General features: G+C 43.7%; 12 protein-coding genes. All 12 read right to left on the bottom strand.

Going from position 1 to position 17781, the window contains the following annotated elements:
* Positions 1 to 18: 18 nt before the first annotated feature.
* The gene (locus AC23N5_RS14430) at positions 19 to 3864 is read right to left on the bottom strand and encodes a metallophosphoesterase family protein (protein ID WP_487756131.1); all 3846 of its coding nucleotides are present in this window, start codon (positions 3862 to 3864) and stop codon (positions 19 to 21) included.
* 398 nt (positions 3865 to 4262) lie between these two features.
* A complete protein-coding gene (locus AC23N5_RS14425; protein ID WP_183976299.1) occupies positions 4263 to 5423 on the bottom strand; it encodes a Gfo/Idh/MocA family protein in 1161 nt (386 codons plus the stop codon).
* A gap of 107 nt (positions 5424 to 5530) precedes the next feature.
* Positions 5531 to 6562: a sugar phosphate isomerase/epimerase family protein gene (locus tag AC23N5_RS14420; protein WP_183976301.1), complete on the bottom strand. Its 1032-nt coding sequence runs from the start codon at positions 6560 to 6562 to the stop codon at positions 5531 to 5533.
* 138 nt (positions 6563 to 6700) lie between these two features.
* On the bottom strand, positions 6701 to 7921 hold the full coding sequence (locus AC23N5_RS14415) for a class I mannose-6-phosphate isomerase (RefSeq protein ID WP_122931200.1): 1221 nt from the start codon (positions 7919 to 7921) through the stop codon (positions 6701 to 6703).
* 67 nt (positions 7922 to 7988) lie between these two features.
* Positions 7989 to 9056: an aldose 1-epimerase family protein gene (locus AC23N5_RS14410; protein WP_487756130.1), complete on the bottom strand. Its 1068-nt coding sequence runs from the start codon at positions 9054 to 9056 to the stop codon at positions 7989 to 7991.
* Positions 9057 to 9061: 5 nt separating this feature from the next.
* Positions 9062 to 9874, bottom strand: coding sequence for an alpha/beta fold hydrolase (locus AC23N5_RS14405; protein WP_487756129.1), 813 nt, complete (start codon positions 9872 to 9874; stop codon positions 9062 to 9064).
* Positions 9875 to 10018: 144 nt separating this feature from the next.
* A complete protein-coding gene (locus AC23N5_RS14400; RefSeq protein WP_183976306.1) occupies positions 10019 to 10846 on the bottom strand; it encodes a sugar phosphate isomerase/epimerase family protein in 828 nt (275 codons plus the stop codon).
* A gap of 11 nt (positions 10847 to 10857) precedes the next feature.
* Positions 10858 to 11931, bottom strand: a complete 1074-nt coding sequence (locus AC23N5_RS14395; protein ID WP_487756128.1) for a ThuA domain-containing protein — start codon at positions 11929 to 11931, stop codon at positions 10858 to 10860.
* 32 nt (positions 11932 to 11963) lie between these two features.
* A complete protein-coding gene (locus AC23N5_RS14390; protein ID WP_028522643.1) occupies positions 11964 to 12815 on the bottom strand; it encodes a sugar phosphate isomerase/epimerase family protein in 852 nt (283 codons plus the stop codon).
* Positions 12816 to 13143: 328 nt separating this feature from the next.
* A complete protein-coding gene (locus AC23N5_RS14385) occupies positions 13144 to 13875 on the bottom strand; it encodes a 3-keto-disaccharide hydrolase (protein WP_487756315.1) in 732 nt (243 codons plus the stop codon).
* Between the two features lie 379 nt (positions 13876 to 14254).
* A complete protein-coding gene (locus AC23N5_RS14380; RefSeq protein WP_487756127.1) occupies positions 14255 to 16648 on the bottom strand; it encodes a T9SS type B sorting domain-containing protein in 2394 nt (797 codons plus the stop codon).
* Between the two features lie 125 nt (positions 16649 to 16773).
* Entirely contained in the window at positions 16774 to 17775 is a 1002-nt protein-coding gene (gene tsaD / locus AC23N5_RS14375) for a tRNA (adenosine(37)-N6)-threonylcarbamoyltransferase complex transferase subunit TsaD (RefSeq protein WP_487756126.1), read from the bottom strand.
* Positions 17776 to 17781 lie beyond the last annotated feature (6 nt).

The raw sequence follows: 17781 nt of genomic DNA, 5'->3' as shown, positions 1-17781 counted from the left end.
GAGTGATTGCAAGAAGTATTATTGTAAGTAAAGCTTGATTTTTTGATTTTCTATATCTTTTACTTTTATTGATGACATTAATGATAAGTAAAAAATTTCAAATATTGATTCATAAAATAAAAGTATATACTTTGATGTTTTCTCTGATGGATTAAAATTGTATCGAGATAATAAAAAGAACAAATCATTAATATTCTGTTCAATAATATTATCAGAAGATTTATTGTTTAATACCCCTTCTTCTAATAACTCCTTCGTGTACTTTCTTTTACTATTCTTTAAATATTCTCTTATGCCTAAATCTTTATTAACTTGAATCTTCTCAAATTCGTATTTGTCCTCGTTACCATTTATTAAATTTCTCATTACAATGCCTTTTTTTGTTGAATAAGGTCTGATATACTTGATTTCCTTCGCTCTTTTAATCTCCTCTATTATTTCTATTTGTTCAGTTATTTGAATTTCCTCATTTTTTTCAAATTGAACTGCATCTATACTGTGTTCCAGTATTTTTATTGATTCATAATAATCAAAATGTTCCATTTGAAATCTTCTTAAAAACTGGAATCTATTAGAAATTTCGTTTATTAATTTGGATTCAACAAGTTTGTCTATTTCCTTTCTTCCCCCCTGCGTTAATTTTGAATATTTCTCCGCTATCTTATTTCTATGTAGCACAGTTTTACTCTCAATAAACACTCCTAAATCATAGTTTATATTATAATAAACTATGTTTGAGGTATCATATTCTTCTGGAATTAGACAATTTTGTATTAAAGATAGTTGAAGATATTCATCTTTATAAATCTCTATTTTCATTGAATATGTGAATTTTATTAAACTTGAATTGTCACCCAAAAGTCCTAATTTTAAGAAGTTTATAACTTGATCTATTTCTATTGGGAATAGATGATTTGTGAAGGAGTTGTCTTGTACATAACCTTCAATCTGTTTTTTTAGGTTTTCAACTATGACATCTTGTTTAAGTCTGAATCCATCTTTTAATTGTATGATTTTTTCTCTGGAAACATCTAATTGAATAACAGCACTTGAAAAATTTGTATATTGAACAGGATATATTTCTTGATTTATTTTTAAAAAATTGTAATTTTCTGAAATTGATAAGCCTTGATTAAGTGTTTTATTGAAAATATAACTATTTTTTTGATTTTTTGGCTTAAAATCTGAAAAGTCAAAATAAACCCCAAATTTTGGCAAATCTTCTATTTTTTTTGAATTTAAATCATTCCATGATAATTCACCAGCTCCTTTATCAGTAAAAGGTATGAAGAAGATTGGCTTTTTGTCTCTTCTTAATTGTTCTAAAATTAATTGGTTTTGAAGAGAATGATTTTCAATGGTTACTTTTGAATCTATTAATCCTTTGTCTATAATTTCGACTTTAAGAGGAGTATTTAGAAATACCTTTTTTGCATAATCAACAAATTTCTTAAAATCAAAAAGATTTCGTTTATCTTCATATAATGTTATCTCTGTTCCAATACTTTCCTTTTCATGGTTTCTAATAAAAAAACATCCTTCATAGTTGGGTATTTCAATCTCTAATCCAGCACCATTATCCAAAATACTTTTGGTTTTTACTGAGACTTCCTCACATACCATAAAGGATGAGAGAAAACCAATTCCGAAGTTACTTATTGCTTGATATTTAATGTTTTTATTTTTCTGTAGTTCGTCAAATTCCTCAGAAACATAAAAACTTCTACCAATACTTGTAAAATACCGCTCAATTGTAAAATTTGTCATACCGATACCTTCATCAATGATTTTGAAATATTTTACTTGCTTTTGCCCTCTTCTTTCTGTACCTAATTCAATACGGATAGTTTTATCAAATGTTTCATTAGGTTGTATTTTTTGTCTCAATAAAACTGCATCTATTGAGTTTTGTACAAGCTCTCTGATAAATACTTCTTTTTGTTTGTACAAATTATCGCCTGTCAACAAAGGTAAAAGCGTAGGGATATAAGCATCAAAATGGAAATTCTCTAAATCATATTTATCGGGTTGTACCTTTGGAAGTATATAGTAAAGTTTTAAATTGATTTCTTTTAGGCTATCCTCGAACTTTGTTAACCTCATTTCAAAATCTTTAACAATCAATACAGCAATTTTATGAACCGTTGGGTTTTTGCACTTAAAATTCAAAATAATTGCCCTTCTATCTATATTTCCTTCAATAGAAATTGTTTGATTTGGAATATTGTCATAAAAAACATCTTTATCAAGTTTTATATTGATTTTATGCTTTATGCCTTCCTTTTCAAAGTAATATTCGCCATATTGACTAATATTTAAGAACAAATCAGTAAAAAAAACGCCAATAGAAAGATATGCAGAGTTCCTTTTTTCAGATACTTTTACATTTTTCATGATTTTTTCATAATATGTATCGTCAAGCTCTTTATTAGTTGTAGATTTTAGAAAATATAGTAGGTTTTGAGCATAATTTCCCTCTGAATACAATTCATTGATAGCGGTTTCTAAATTATTTAACAAAACATTCAAATTGCCTTTGCTATCCTTAATACGTATATTTCTCAAATAGATAACTCTATAATTGATACATATTAATAAGCAATAAACCAATTTTGAGTCTCTTTGTAACTCACGATTAATATCTTTGAAAATGGTAATCAAACCACTAATGACCTCAATGATTTTATCAATATTATTATCTTGAAAAACTTGCTCAAAGCTATCGGTAAGGTTTATATATTTTTTATATAGCTCAGGGTCTTCTGTTTGAAGTGTTTCTAAAAGTTGAATTGATACGCTTTTTTCTTCTTTCTTTTGTGGAGGTAATATAAAAGGCGTAATTGAACCTAATTCTTCATCTTTGAAGTCATACCTTTCAGCTTCTGCAATTTTAGCCGCTTGTTTTTCAAATACTCGAAGCCATTGAAAGGATGGGTTGTAAACATCATTACAACCAGCACTACCTGCGGCTAATACGTAAATAACTGCGTCAGGGTTTTCAAAATATTTATTATCAGTTACAGCTCGATGAATAGAAAGATGTTTATGGCCATGTAGAACTATGCTTACATTATGACGGAAGAAATTATCAACAACTTCTTGATAATTGCGAATCCAGCTTGGGTCACCATCTTTCTTTACAATTTCAGGAAAAGGGTAAAAGTGATGATGGAATGTTGCAACAATAGTATATTCCGAAAGGTTGGAGACTTCTTTTTTAACTTTCCGAAATAAGTTATTCATTTCTAACGTATCTATGTAGCCGAAATCATCCCATTTTTTTTCTTTACTTTTTTCCTCTTTTATTTTTTCTTTGATTTTATCAGCCTCTGGAAAGGAAGATAAGTCAATCTTATCAACCCATTTTAACTCTTCTGCTTTAACTGCCTCAGTTTCAATTTTACAAGAATTGAAACCCAAAATGGCAATTTTCTTTTCTGGAAAAACATAATAAAATGAATATTTATCTGAGAACACTACATTAACACTTCTGCGACCACCAGTGTAATACTCATCTATAAAAGCATCATATTTTTCATATTCACGACTTTTTTCTCTTACCAAATCATGATTGCCAGGAACAAATAAAATATCTTCTTTGCTAAAACTATCAACTGCTAATTCATTTGCGATTAATTGAGCAATAAGTGTATCAAATAGTAAAATAGCTTTTTTTCTATCTTCCTCATAATCTAATTCTCCTCTTCGACCATCAAAAATATCTCCACTAACTACGACGACATCTACTTTTTTAGCCGAATCATAGAGCGTATTGGCTATTTTAACTGCTAATGTACGTGGGTCATTGTAACGAAAATTTCCAATATGAAAATCTGATAAGTGTAGGATATTTAAAGGGCTCATGTTTTTTGATTACGTGTTTAACAAATTGAAGTTTTATTACTGGTAAAGTTACCTGTTATTCGAAATAACAGCAATCGGATAAAAAGGAAACTTTGACTCATCATACAAAACAATAAAAATTGTACTTGCAGATTGGGCAATTATTGTACAGTCAAATTTTTGTAGTCGTTCGCTTTAAAGCGAGTGACTGTTATTATCAGCCTTCTGATAGCATTCACAGCTCGGGCCGCTCTAACAAGCGACTACCATTTTGAATACCCCGAAAACTTCTGTTTAGCTATTTAATAAAAAGTTGATATTAAAACCAATTTATTTTTAATAAAGTTATCAAACGCTAAAATTTCACAAAAAAAGCGCGAGGCAATGCCCCGCGCTTCGTGTATAAAAAGGAAATGAGCCTACCCAATCGCCTCGGCACCCGTATCTTTCCAGCTACGAGAGTTGGCCGATTCAATGACTGCTTCGCATACCTTTTGGGTTTGGAGCGCGTCTCTGAACGTTGGGCCGCAAGGTGAGCCGTCTTCGAGGCTTTTCAAGAAATCGGCTACTTGGTGGATAAAGCTGTGCTCGTATCCGATACCGCAGCCAGGAATCCACCAACGGTTCATGTACGGTTGGTCGCCGTCGGTAACGTGGATGGAGCGCCAGCCGCGTACGATAGATTCGTCCTTGTGGTCGAAGTATTCGAGGCGGTTCAAATCGTGCAAATCCCAACGAATCGAAGCGTGTTCGCCGTTGATTTCAAACGTATAAAGGGCTTTGTGGCCGCGTGCATAGCGCGTTGACTCAAACAAGCCCAACGAACCATTGGCAAAATGACAGTGGAAAAGACAAGCGTCGTCGATGCCCACAGGCTCTACTTTGCCCGTAAGCTGGTGCATACGCTCTTTGACGAAGGTTTCGGTCATGGCCGATACGTCGGTGATGGCGCCGTTGAGCCACATTGCGGTGTCGATACAGTGCGCTAATAAGTCACCCGTTACGCCCGAACCCGCCGAGGATACGTCCATGCGCCACAGCCCCGTTCCTCCTTGTGGTAGGTCGGCGTTGATGGTCCAGTCTTGTAGGAAGTTAGCGCGGTAGTGAAAAATCTTGCCCAATTTCCCCGAATCAATGATTTGTTTGGCCAACGTCACGGCAGGAATCCGACGGTAGTTGTACCAAACGGTGGTTTTAACGCCCGCTTTTTCGGCTGCTTCCACCATGGTTTCGCCTTCGGCTAAAGTGCGTGCAAGTGGCTTTTCGCAAAGAATCATTTTGCCCGCCGCCGCTGCTGCCAACGCGATTTCGGCGTGGCTGTCGTTGGGCGTACAAATATCAACCGCGTCGATGTCATCGCGGGCAATCAATGCTTTCCAGTCGGTTTCGTACGATTCAAAACCCCACTGCTCGGCAAATGCCTGCACATTTTGAGGGTTACGTGAGCACACCGCTTTCAAAACAGGGCGGTACTCCAATTCTGGGAAGAAATTGGCAATTCGATTATATCCGTTGGCGTGGGTACGGCCCATCAAACCCGTCCCAACTAATCCGATTCTGATTTCTTTTTTAGCTGACATAGTTTTATAGTATTTTGAACCCCACCTCCTGTCCTCCTCCCCTGTGAGGGAGGAGGTAACTCTACCCCTCCCTCACAGGGGAGGGGTAGGGGTGGGGTTAAGTTAATTTATTCTACCCATCCGTGTGCTTTGCGTACCTTAATCATGGCCGCGAGGATGTCGTTCCACGTTTGTTGGTTGTTCATGACCGCGTTCGGGAACATACAGCCATCCCAGCAAATGTGCTTGAATGCCTTGGTCAACTCGCCGCTTTCGTTGCGAAGCCAAAGCCCCGCGTCGTTGGTGATGTCGAGTTTACCGTTCGGGTCGGTCGCTTGGCAGTGGCGACCCGTTTTGTCGTGCGAGCCTGAACCAAACACGGTGCCGTCGTTTTGGGCAACGTGGAAGTCGATGGTCCACGGACGCAAGGCGGCGGTCAATTTGCGCAAACCTTCGAGGAATGTTTCGCGGTCGCCCCATTGGAAATCTTCGGGCAACACGCGGTGTTCTGGTGCATTGTAACCCAATAAATACAAGGTCGTGTGCGACATATCGGCTTGGAAACCAATGTTTTTGCGGTCAACGGCCTCTAGCGTGTCGAGCATGTATTTCCACGAGTGCATCCCGCCCCAGCAGATTTCTCCTTCGGCGGCTAGGCTTTCACCAAAATCAGCGGCTACGTCGCAGGCTTCGCGGAACGTTTGGGCAATGAGCTTGGTGTTTCCTGCGGGGTCAAGTGCCCAATCGTGCGGGCTACTTGCAGAGTCGATACGAACAATGCCGTTCGGACGAAGTCCCCACTCGCGGAGTTTTTGACCGATGTGGCATGATTTACGCACCATTTCCACAAATTCGGCACGTTGTTCTTTGGTACCCATCGCTGGGCCACCCCAGATCGGTGCCACCAAGCTACCTACTTCGAGGCCGTGCTTGGCTACTTTGTCGGCGAGGCGCTTGATGCCGTCGTCCGATATATCGAGGTCGTAGTGAGGGTCAAAAAGACCGACGTCCACGCCGTCAAATTTTACGCCGTCCACTTCTGCTGCCGCAGTCATTTCGAGCATGGTGTCAAATGCGATTGCAGGCTCTGAATCTGGGCCTTTACCCACAATCCCAGGCCAAGTGGCATTGTGGAGTTTTGGAAAATTGTTTTCTGCCATTGTTAGAAAAGGTTTAATTTTGGTAAACCAGTAAGGTTTTCAAAACCTTACTGGTTTGATTAGTTTGCATTTAAAACGTATGAATAGAACCTAAAACCTATAAGATTTCAAAAACCTTATAGGTTTAGGGTAGTTTAATTACTTCACGACGACCAAATCAGGGTTATTAGGCCCGAAGTGCTTCAACATCACGATAGGATCCGTTGACGAGTAGTTGGTGATGGTAACGCCTGCTTTGGCTGCGTTTTCAGTGACAAAAAACTCGTCGTTGGTCAATTGTCCGTAACGAATCAAGGCAGGTGTTTCGATGTTCCACACGCCCATTTTACCGTGTCCTTGCATCATGATTAAGCCGTATGCCGCGTTGTCGGTGATGGTGACAGTAGCGCCTGGCAAAACGGTTAGTTCTTTGGCACTGTATGCCTCCGATCGGTAACAAATCCAGTTTTCTACGTATCCTTGGGCTTGCATTTCTTCCAACGGATGCACGGGTCTAGGCATCATAAAGTGATTGGCGGCAAAATTGGGGTCAACATTGGCTTCCCAGTCAATCACCGAAACCAACTCGTCATAATCACCCATTTTGTCTTGTGGCGTGCCATTCCAAAGCAATTCTTCTGGTACAATTGCTTCATTCACAAGGCTTTGGTACATGGCAAAAATATCGGAAGCCTTTTGTGGCTCGTAGGTGCACAAGCTACCTGGCGCGTGCAAAATTCCTGGAGGCACGTCCCAGCCTGTGCCTGGTTCTAATTTATAAGCCGACGAGAAATTGGTGATTTTGTTGTCACCTTTATTGAAGTCCATCAAGCATTGCTTGATTTGTTCTTTGGTGGTACCTGGCGTAATTCCGAAGAAAGTATAGGGGAAATCACCACCGTGGTTATTGAGTTGAGGAGGGAAATAATAGGCTTCGGGTTTACCATTTTGCCCTACCAAAGCCGCCTTTTCGTCGTTGTGGTGGATATGGTGCGGCAGTGGCCCCATGTTGTCAAAGAATTTTGAATACATCGGCCAGCTTTGGTATTCGTCCCAAAGACGGTCGCCAACGATTTCGCCTTTTAATTCTTCAATGACGTCTTTCAACAACACTTGTTCGGTTTGTCCATTTTCTTCAAAAACTACTTTGCTCAAACCTTCGTGTTCGCCCGTAAGTGGGCCGTTTTTGGCTGGAGTGGTAGAAGAAAGCCAACGCTCGTCGATACCACCACGAACACCACCTAATACATAATAATCGTCGGGGTGAAGTTTGATACGACGACCAGGAACGCAAAATGAGCGCGGAACCCACGTGGGGGCTAAACGTAAAATACCTTGTCCTTGCTCTAACGCTTTTGCTGCTATACTTGAATTTGCCATTTTTTCAGGGGGTGCAATTGCACTTGTTAAGAGTTAATTAATGAAAGTTGTGTGTGTATAATTAGGGTTAACCAACAAAGTCGCGAAGCGCGGCGGAGTCGGTAATGATTTCAATTTCAAGGGTGTAACTGCGCTTTTCTCCTGGCGCTAGTTCAATGAGCGTTTGTTGTGCTCGTGCCGCCGCTTGACCAATCGGAGGGTGGGTGCCAGGTTCTAAGCCCGTGACGTACTCGCCTTTGCCCCAGTGCTGCCAGTTGGTGAGCCAAGGCAGTTGAGCTTTGGGAAAACGAACTGCTACGGCAAAACCGAGCGCTTCGTTGTAAACTCCGCAGCTTGCTTGGCCGTTGGCGTCAGCGTCGATGTCGATAAAGGCAGCCTCTTCGCCAAAACCACTGTGGGCTTCGAGCGGCGCGGGGCAACGGCGAAAATCGTTGTCGTTATTAAAAATAGGATTTTGCGGATTGCCATCGCGCGATTGCCATTTGCCTTGCCACACCAAGCGCGCTCCTTCGTCCACCAGTGGCCAACCAAAGTTGCAGTGGTAAAGTAACATGTGCGGGGCGGGGGTATTGGCGCGGTTGATGACTTCGTCGTGGATTTTGATGGTTGGTTGTCCGAGTGTTCCCGAAATCGTCCGACGCAGTTCCAACACGGGGCCAAAAACGCGGGCTTGTTTGATAATCCCCGTAATGCTCATGTCCAACTTGCCCGCCGCAGGGTCGGGCTGAACGATGGATTCAATTTCGGCGGGAATATTGCTGATTTCGCCGTGAAGACCACGCTGACCGTATTCGTCCGACTCAGGTCCGCCGACGTGGCTCAAGCCGCACGTGGTAACTAAACCTCCGCCGAACGTCCGAAGCCAATCAATGCCACCGTCCGAAAAAGGCTGAGGCGGCGTAACGCCCGCATGACTCAACCAAGCCAAGCCGTGTTGGTTGTAGAACGCCTCGGCGATGTCCATGGCGCGGTCAAGCACCACTTTGTACCGCAAACCCGTTCCCGTATTTATCCACGCAATGCGCGTACCACGTCCTGCGCCGTTGTCGAGTACGGAGGTTTCGATGCCCCCCCACTGCGCTGCGTGCGACAGTTTGTTGGTCCAAGGTTGCGTGTTTGTTTCGTTTGTGTTCATAAATATTACGTATGCTGACTTAACCAATTCTTCACCCGTGGGTTAAAGTCGTCCAAGTGCTCAAAATGGAAAATATGTCCCGCTTTTTCGTACAAATACAATTCAGCGTTAGGAATCGCATTGGTCACTTCTTCGGCCATCCAAACGGGCGTAAAGATGTCTTCGCGGCCACCAATCACAAGCGTCGGTTGCGTGACGTTCGGCAAATCGGCCAAGGCATTGTGCGAAATACAGGCGGCTGCTTGTCCTTCCAATCCGTGCAACGGCTGAGGGAACGGGTCGAGGCCCGCTTGGGCGCGTCCCGCTTCCAAGTCTGCCGCGATGGCTTCGTTGTCCCACGACGATTTTGAATAAATCAATTGCTGAATGTACAAGCTAAATTCCTCGGGACGGAAGCGCGCTTTGCAGTGCATCATGTGGGTAAAAATGGCTTTGGCGGCGTTGTCGCAGCGCGCCCAAGGACACATCAATACCAGTGAACGTACCTTTTTTGGGTGACGAACGGCGAGTTGTTGCGCAATCGTGCTTCCCATTGAGCAGCCCACAACGTGAACATTGTCCAAACCCAGCGCGTCGAGCAATCCTGCATAATCGTCGGCCATTTGAGCCGTTGAATAGGGGCCTTGCGGTTTGTCGGTTTTGCCTACGCCACGGTTGTCGCCAATGATGCACCGAAAATCGGTTTCCCAGTACGAGGCGTGGGGCTCCCACACACCGCCTGCTGCCGTGATTCCCATGATGAGTAGCAACGGCTCGGCGTTGGCCGCACCCCGTTCTTCGTAGTAAAAATTGATACCGTTGGTTTGTACGAAAGGCATACTATTGAGGATTGATTACGAGACTTTGCTTTTTTACCACATAGCTCACATAGTTTTTTTACATAGAAAACCTAGGAGGATTTAGCTATCTGTGATTCTATGTGTTAATTCTATTGTGCTCTATGTGGTTAAATCAGTTTAAGGTTATTTTAGATTGGGGATTAAATCGTTTAAAATCCAACGTCCGTCGTGGAGGGTCACAAAATCGGGGTCGTCGAGGGCTTCTTCGCCTTCGTCTTCGCAGATAATCCAACCCGAATAATTGATGTCTTTCAACCACTGCGTAACGCCGAGCAAATCCACTTTTCCGCGTCCCATCAACGTAAATTCAGGATTCCCGTCCCAGTCTTTGTAGTGAACGTGGTTGATAAGCGGGGCGTATTCTTTCATTTTGGCGAGCGGGTCCATGTCACCATTGATGATGTGACCCACGTCTGGCGTCCAGCCCGTCACGGTAGCATCCAACGACTCCAACACGATTTTGTAATCTTCTTCGGTACGGATGATGGACGAATGCGGCGAATTGGGGTGAAAACTGCAAGGAACGCCCAAGGCATTGGCGCGGGCCGAAACGGTGTTGACAATATTCACCAAGCTTTTCTGACGCGCAGCCAAGTCGTGGCGACCCGTCGGAATTTGTACCGTATTTAAAACCGCTCCAGGAAAACGCTGCAACAAAGCGATGGCGTTGTCGGCGATGCGGCGTTCGTCTTCGCTTTCTCCGTTACCGTTCCACTCCAAGGCCAGCGCCACGGCGGCTAGTTCGATGCCTTGTTCTTTCAATTTAGCTTCCAACAGGTCGGGGTTTACCAAATCGCCCATCCACGTAAAAATAGGCTGAATTCCCGTAAAACCTGCTTTAGAAATAATTTCAATCATGTGGCCCAAACGCCCTTGGTGGGTGGTGCCGTTTCCGCTCATAAACCAAGTATAAACTTCAGAACCGAAACGAAAAGGAAGTGATGCTGACATAAAATGATGGGTTATTTTTTCTTGAATAGTTCACCTGGCATGATTAGCGAATTCCAATCGGCCAAATCGGCTGGTTTTACTTTTGTTTTATAACCGTCAAAATTGAATGGGGTTGGCTGGTAAGGGCCGACAAATTCAATGGGATTGTTGGCTTTGATTTCTTGCTCCATGCCTATTGCCCAAAGGGCGGCGTTGATTGCCATGCGACGGAATCCTTCATTCAATAAATCTTCAGAAGCTCCGTGAGTGGTAGTAAAAGCACGCCCCGTTGGCCCAGACTCGACTGAATAGTTTTTAATCCACGCAACAGGAAGCAACTCTTTGGTAGGGTCGGGTTCGGAAGTGGGCGTCATGCCATTAAGCACTTGCCCGCGTGCCAAAGTGGTAGCCCCGTTGGGATAGGCGGTATAGCCACCCGACTGCACCCAAACGTCTTTGACACCGCGCAAAATGGGGTGTTGTTTTTGGGCGTCTTCCAACAGTAGTTTTGAGGATTGTTTGTGGTTGGTGCCGTAGTGAGACACCCACGTTTCCCCCAATACCAATTCACCAAAACCGTCTTTCCACGCACTTTTCTCCCCTTTGTAGTTCCACGAATAATGCTCCCATTTGGCATTGCCTTTGTTGTTAAAAGCATGGGTAGATGTCCGAAAAGCAACAATAGGGCCTCCGCGACGAATGTAAGCGTCGAAGTGCTGCATTTCTTCGTCATCGAAATTAGAAAAGCGGGTAAACAACACCATCAAATCGGCCTTGTCCAACGCCGCCAATCCTTTGAGGTTGGAGCTGCCTGGTAAAATGTATCCGTTGTCGTCAAGTCCAAAAATAACCGTGCAAGTAAACCCGTAGCGTTTGGCCAAAATACGGGCCAAGGCAGGCAACGACTCTTCGCTGCGGTATTCGTGGTCGGTGGTAATAAAAACAATATTTTTTCCTCGCCCTGGGCCTTTTTCTCCCTTATAAACAATTTGGTAGGCCGACATTGGATGCGGGCCTTTGGCCGAGCGAGTGGGTTTGTCGAAGGTGAACCCAAATGCGCCGAAAAGCAAGCTGCACCAAACTATCAAAAGACCGCTTTTTTTCATAGTAAATAGCGTTTCAGGGCATTGTTTTTTAATTACAAATTATGCTTAATAGACATTTCTCGAATAAACGTCAGACCGTTTTCGGCAATGTGCCAAGGGTCGTTGTATTCGCGCCATACCCCAATCGCATTGGCAAAATCAGGGTCGTTACGAGAAAATGCTTCAATCGTCAACCAGCCTTTGTAGCCAACCGCCGCCAATCCCGCAAACGCATTGTCCCAAGGAATGTGGCCATCGCCTGGTGTGCCACGGTCGTTTTCGCTAATGTGGACGTGACTCAAGTAAGGTGCGATGGTACGAATGGCCGACTCGTATTTTTTCTCTTCGATGTTGGCATGGTGCGTGTCGAACATGGCCCGTACGTTGGGGTGGTTGGTCAATTGCACCAAGTTGGCAAGGTGCTCCATCGTATTGCAGAGGTAGCACTCAAAACGATTGAGCGCTTCGGGCGCAAGAATTAAATTGGCTTGCGCGGCGTATTCGCCCGCGGCATGAAGTACTTCAGCGGCGCGCGCAAATTCATCTGCGGAAGCTGGACGAGACACAAAATGCGCGTGGGCTGAGTGAAAAGGTCCGCAAAGAACTTCGGCGTTTAAGTCGTGCGCGCGGTCAATCACCCACTTGAGTTGGTCGAGGGCTTGGGCACGTACCGTCGCCGATTCGCTCACGGGATTGGTATCGGGGCTAACCACCGTCACGGCTGTTACGCCTAAACCTAGTTCGCGCGAGCGATTCCCTACACGTTTGTAAGCGTCTTCGTCGGGAGCGCCAATAAAATATTCGACGCCGTCGTAGCCAATTTCTTTGAGGCGTTCGATGATGGGAAATAATTCGTCAGACATTCCCGCCGACCAAGCCAATACATTAAAGCCAATTTTATTCATAATTCTTTTTGAGCAGTTTTTTGTCTGTGTAATCGCAGGTTGAACGCATTAAAATAAAAAGTGACTATTTATTGCTCCAGAGGAGCCAAATCTTCGTAGAATTTTACATTTTTCTACAAAGGTTTTGCCTCTCCGAGGCTCTTTTTTTAATGCGTTTAACCTGGTGTAATCGTTAACTGTTATTTGTATAACTGTTATCTGTTAGTCGTTTGATTACTAGGTATTTAACATTGATTATGGTATTGCGCTAGTGAAGTTTTTTGATAACTGTTAACGGTTAACAGATAACCAATCACCGATAACGGTTAACCAATAACCAATAACAGCACTACAATTGCTTCAAACGCAGATTGCGGTATTGTACTTTCATTGGAGGGCCAACGTGTACCTGTACGCCCAAAAATCCTTTTGATTTGCCGTTTACTTGGTCATTGTCAGTGACATCGCTCATCAATACGCCGTTGATATAATGTTGTAAACGATTGCCTTTGATAACCAAGTGAAATTCGTTCCAATCTTCTGACTTGATTTTTGTTTTTAACTCGTCTGAAGTTCCTAATGAACCTGTTACTTGGAGGTCGGTCCAGGCATTGCGTTTTACTTTGCCACGAACTTGCTCAGGGGTCATCGGAGAAGACTGAGAGCTAATCGTCGTGATTTGACCACGGTAGGCGAGGGTCGTGCGTTTACGTTCCTCATAGTTTTGACCTGTGTAATTGATTTGGCCGTCAATATCAGCTTGGTAGCCTTTCAACGCAAACGGAACGTCCGTGAGGCGTTCACTGCGATAATTGATGCCTGAGTTGCCCGCTTTGGCAATGTTAAATTCGCCTTTTAGTTCAAAATCAGCAGGTTCGCCACCTTTCCAGATAAGGAAGTTGTTGGCTTTGAGCAATGTGCTAGGAGTAATTTCGCCGATAAGCACACCGTTTTCGGCGCGCCAGTAAGTAGGGTCACCGTCCCAACCGTCGAGGTTTTTACCGTTAAAAATTTGTTTAAAGCCTTTTTCAGACGTACCCGTGCTTGTGTTAGAAACTTTGCAACCACTCAGTACTATCATAGCGGAAAGAAATCCTGCTTGTAGAAATTTAGCACTCATTTTGTTAAGCATGTAGATAACGATTTTATGTTTTAGGAATAAGTCTGGTGTTTAGCCACAAAAATGATTTGGGAACTAAGCAACGGACAAATTAATATTCAAATATTTCTAAAAAGAGTGTGAAAGACTATCCTACACCTACCTGCTCATTTGTATTATTTTTGACTGTATTTGCGCTATCTCCTGCGTTTTTTGACTTATACTCAGTTGTTTACCCATTCCGTTGGAATACAAAAAAAGAGCATCTCTGAGCCCAAAGTCATGTTATTCTAAAGCAAAAAAAGGGGCATTATTACCCCTTTTTATTGATAAAATATGTGAAGATTGTGCAGAATTTGCGCTATCGAAGCAGTAAAACCTTACCCCGTCGAGCTACATTGTCGGACTCCGTATTGGGCAAAATAAGGTAGGTATATTCGCCGATGGGCGCAGGGCTATTTTCGTAAAAACCATCCCAAGGCAAAGGGCGGTCTTTCGATTGGTGGTGAATGAGCTCACCCCAGCGGTTGTAAACAAATACCTCCGCGTCGGGGAATTTTTCAAGGTTTTTGATTTCCCACGTGTCATTGGTGCCATCGCCGTTGGGGCTAAATGCGTCGGGAATAAACATTAGATGTACCACCACTACTTTAATGCTAATTTCGGAAGTACACCCGTTGGCGGCGGTAGCGGTGAGGGTATAAGTCTCAGTGTTGGGAGTGGCGATGTTGGTTCGTAACGCAGTAGGGTCTTCAACACCCGTTGGCGGTGTCCATTGGTATGTTTCGCCGTTGGGTGTTTCACTTTGGACTTGCACTGTCACCGAAGCATCTTTTAATTGAGTAACGCTGTTGGGCGCTTTTAAAACGGGAACGGGTTTGATTTCCAAAATGCGGGTTTTGGACAAGACACAATCATTGCCAAAGCTCACTTGATATTGAATAGGGTGAAGACCTGCCCCCGCTTTTTGAACATTTAAGTTGTTTGCTTCAACCCCATTTCCCACAAATATCCCGTTTGCGGGGCTACCTTGAAGCGCCACCCGAAGTGCGGGGTCATAACAAACCGCAAGCAGCGAGTCGAATCGGATGGTGTCTGCCAATACTTGGGTAATTCTTTTGGGGTCTGAAAGCGCCGAGCAACTACCATTAAAAACTCGTACCTGATAAGTCCCCGCAAGTTGGACCGATAATTGGTTGGAACGCTGGGGCAAAACTTGGCCATTAAAACGCCATTCAGCACTTAAATCGGGGGTAAGCGCCGTTTGTAGTCGAATCGAATCACGGTGACAAAGCAAGGTTTTGGTTGAGGTAATTTCTGGCTTTGCGGGGGAAGGACGAAGCACAACGAAGGCGGTGTCGCGACTGATACAGGAATTGGCTGTGCTCCTAACAGCGACCTGATAAGTGCCAATTTGAGTTGTGGATAAACTAGAACGGGTTTCAGTAGGAAGCACTGCGCCATTTCTACGCCATTCATAAACAAAACCGTTTCCTTGGGTAGTTTGTACCAAAGCTGTGTCGCCATTACAAATTCTGACCGTATCAGACGGAGAAAAACGGATGGTTGGTCCTTTTGCTAACACAACCTTTACGAGTTGAGAAACCGTGTCGAGGGCGCATCGACTGGTATAACTAGCCGTCACTTGATACTCACCTGCTTGGCTGATGGTGACAGCTGTGCTTTTTTGGTTTGGAATGTTGATGCCATCTTTTTGCCATTGGTACGAAACATTGGGTTGTGAGGTAAACTGTAGAGTCGCATTTGCCCCATCGCAAATTTCGACAACCGAAGCGGGTAAACTGGTATTGGTGCTGTTGAATACGGTGGGTGAAGGAGGTGGCGTGCCGCCACAGTCGATGACTTTTAACTGAAACTCCCGACGGGTTGAACCAATTTTTACCCCATTTCTGAACTCTTCTACCAGAATAGCAAACGCGAATCTGCCTAGTTGAGAGGCTCTTACCGTAAGGAAGCCCGTAGTCGGGTGAATTGCTAAAGCGGGGTTTCCTGGAATAGTATTAGAAAGTCCATAGCCTGCCGCCCACCTAACTTCGGGATAAGTGCTATGAGAATCTCCTTTTCCTATGGTATTGTCCGCATCATTAGTTGTATAGCCGTTTAAGGGCGTTACAAGTGAGTACCGCAATTCATCCCCATCGGCATCGGTGGCGTTCATGTTCATCCTAAATGGCCTATTAATACAAATGTATTCGCCGTTGGGGATACTGAGATCGGGGGAAGAATTACGAAAAAAAGTGCCGTTTTGCATAAGGGCAGGAAATTCCAACGTAAAAACCATCCCGACGTTTTGACCTCTATTTTGGAGATTGTCCACCCCCGCCGTCCGACAACAACGTTCCCAAATGATGTAGTACCCTTGGGAATCGTTATAGCGTGCGGGGCTTAAACTAATAGCGCGACTATAAATTTGGGCCACGGTACGCAGTTGTTGATTTCCCGCACAAGCTTCATTTTGATAAATGATAGGTTTGTTTTGGTTTACTTGTTGTGGCAACTCAAAAGCGTCCATCCTCACATGGTCACTTTTACGAAAGATGTACACCTTCACACTCAGGTCGTCGTTTCCAGTACCGAGGGTATTGGCATCAGCATATATGGTAAGTGTTAAGGTATAATTACCCTGTGTAGGCTGCGCTATCATCCGAAAATCGCCTCCAAAAATATGGACAGCCCATCCATCAATTGAAATAGACAAGAAAAATACAAACACAAAAATCACTCGCTTCATCATCTTCCGCGCTCAAAACGTTAAGGGTTGTTTTAAAGGAATTATAAAGCTAGTGATTTTCTAGTTACGATGATAGATTATTGCTAGTCAATGATTTGAAATTTTAAAAAGATTTTATTAAACGGCCTCTAAAACGCCATGCGAGGCAAGGGGCTCACGGTTTGCTCACAGAAAGCGGCTTGCTCAAATTTGAAATGGGAGGCCATTGCAATCATCGCGGCATTGTCGGTGCAGTACTCAAAACGCGGGATAAAAACATTCCAACGTTCTTTTTCTCCGAGTTCTAAAAGTGATTTCCGTAAACCTGAATTGGCCGATACACCCCCCGCAATTGCAATGTCAGAAATACCTGTTTGGCGGGCGGCTTTGCGGAGTTTTTGTAACAACATTTTGATGAGCGTATGCTGCACACTGGCACATATATCGGCGATGTTTTCTTCGACAAACTGTGGATTTGTCTTGGTTTTACCCTGTAAAAAGTACAAAATGGATGTTTTGATGCCGCTAAATGAGTAATTGAGCCCAGGCATTTCGGAGAGAGGGAAAGTGTAAGCCAACGGATTTCCTTGTTGGGCGTGTTTGTCAACCAACGGACCTCCTGGGTAGGGAAGGTTGAGCAATTTGGCGGTTTTGTCGAAGGCTTCTCCTACGGCGTCGTCCTGCGTTTCACCAATAATTTCCATGTCGAGGGGCGAGCGTACCAACACAATTTGGGTATGCCCACCGCTGACAGTAAGGCACAAAAACGGGAAGGATGGCGTTGGGTCTTCAATAAAGTGCGCCAAAACGTGCGCCTGCATGTGATTTACCTCAATGAGCGGTATGTTTAGCCCCAAAGCAAAGGCTTTGGCAAACGATGCACCTACTAATAATGCGCCTAAAAGGCCAGGCCCGCGCGTAAAAGCGATGGCATTCAGGTCTTTTTTGCTTACTTTTGCATCCAGAAGCGCCTTTTCGACCACAGGAACAATGTGTTGCTGATGGGCACGAGAGGCTAATTCGGGGACAACCCCACCGTATTTTTGGTGAATCACTTGTGTCGCTACAATGTTGGAACAGATTTTGCCGTTAGAGATAACGGCCGCGGAAGTTTCATCACACGAAGATTCGATGGCTAAAATAGTTGACATTTGTTG

Source organism: Runella sp. R5_40, from assembly GCF_057652295.1.
The sequence above is the reverse complement of the archived record's forward strand: the minus strand, read 5'-3'. Positions and strand labels throughout refer to the sequence as shown.

Bases quoted from the DNA above. Each gene is read 5' to 3' on its own strand.
- AC23N5_RS14400 (WP_183976306.1), bottom strand. From the start codon at position 10,846: ATGTCAGCATCACTTCCTTTTCGTTTCGGTTCTGAAGTTTATACTTGG.
- AC23N5_RS14395 (WP_487756128.1), bottom strand. From the start codon at position 11,931: ATGAAAAAAAGCGGTCTTTTGATAGTTTGGTGCAGCTTGCTTTTCGGC.
- AC23N5_RS14415 (WP_122931200.1), bottom strand. From the start codon at position 7,921: ATGGCAAATTCAAGTATAGCAGCAAAAGCGTTAGAGCAAGGACAAGGT.
- AC23N5_RS14430 (WP_487756131.1), bottom strand. From the start codon at position 3,864: ATGAGCCCTTTAAATATCCTACACTTATCAGATTTTCATATTGGAAAT.
- AC23N5_RS14410 (WP_487756130.1), bottom strand. From the start codon at position 9,056: ATGAACACAAACGAAACAAACACGCAACCTTGGACCAACAAACTGTCG.
- AC23N5_RS14405 (WP_487756129.1), bottom strand. From the start codon at position 9,874: ATGCCTTTCGTACAAACCAACGGTATCAATTTTTACTACGAAGAACGG.
- AC23N5_RS14390 (WP_028522643.1), bottom strand. From the start codon at position 12,815: ATGAATAAAATTGGCTTTAATGTATTGGCTTGGTCGGCGGGAATGTCT.
- AC23N5_RS14385 (WP_487756315.1), bottom strand. From the start codon at position 13,875: ATGATAGTACTGAGTGGTTGCAAAGTTTCTAACACAAGCACGGGTACG.
- AC23N5_RS14425 (WP_183976299.1), bottom strand. From the start codon at position 5,423: ATGTCAGCTAAAAAAGAAATCAGAATCGGATTAGTTGGGACGGGTTTG.
- tsaD (WP_487756126.1), bottom strand. From the start codon at position 17,775: ATGTCAACTATTTTAGCCATCGAATCTTCGTGTGATGAAACTTCCGCG.
- AC23N5_RS14380 (WP_487756127.1), bottom strand. From the start codon at position 16,648: ATGATGAAGCGAGTGATTTTTGTGTTTGTATTTTTCTTGTCTATTTCA.
- AC23N5_RS14420 (WP_183976301.1), bottom strand. From the start codon at position 6,562: ATGGCAGAAAACAATTTTCCAAAACTCCACAATGCCACTTGGCCTGGG.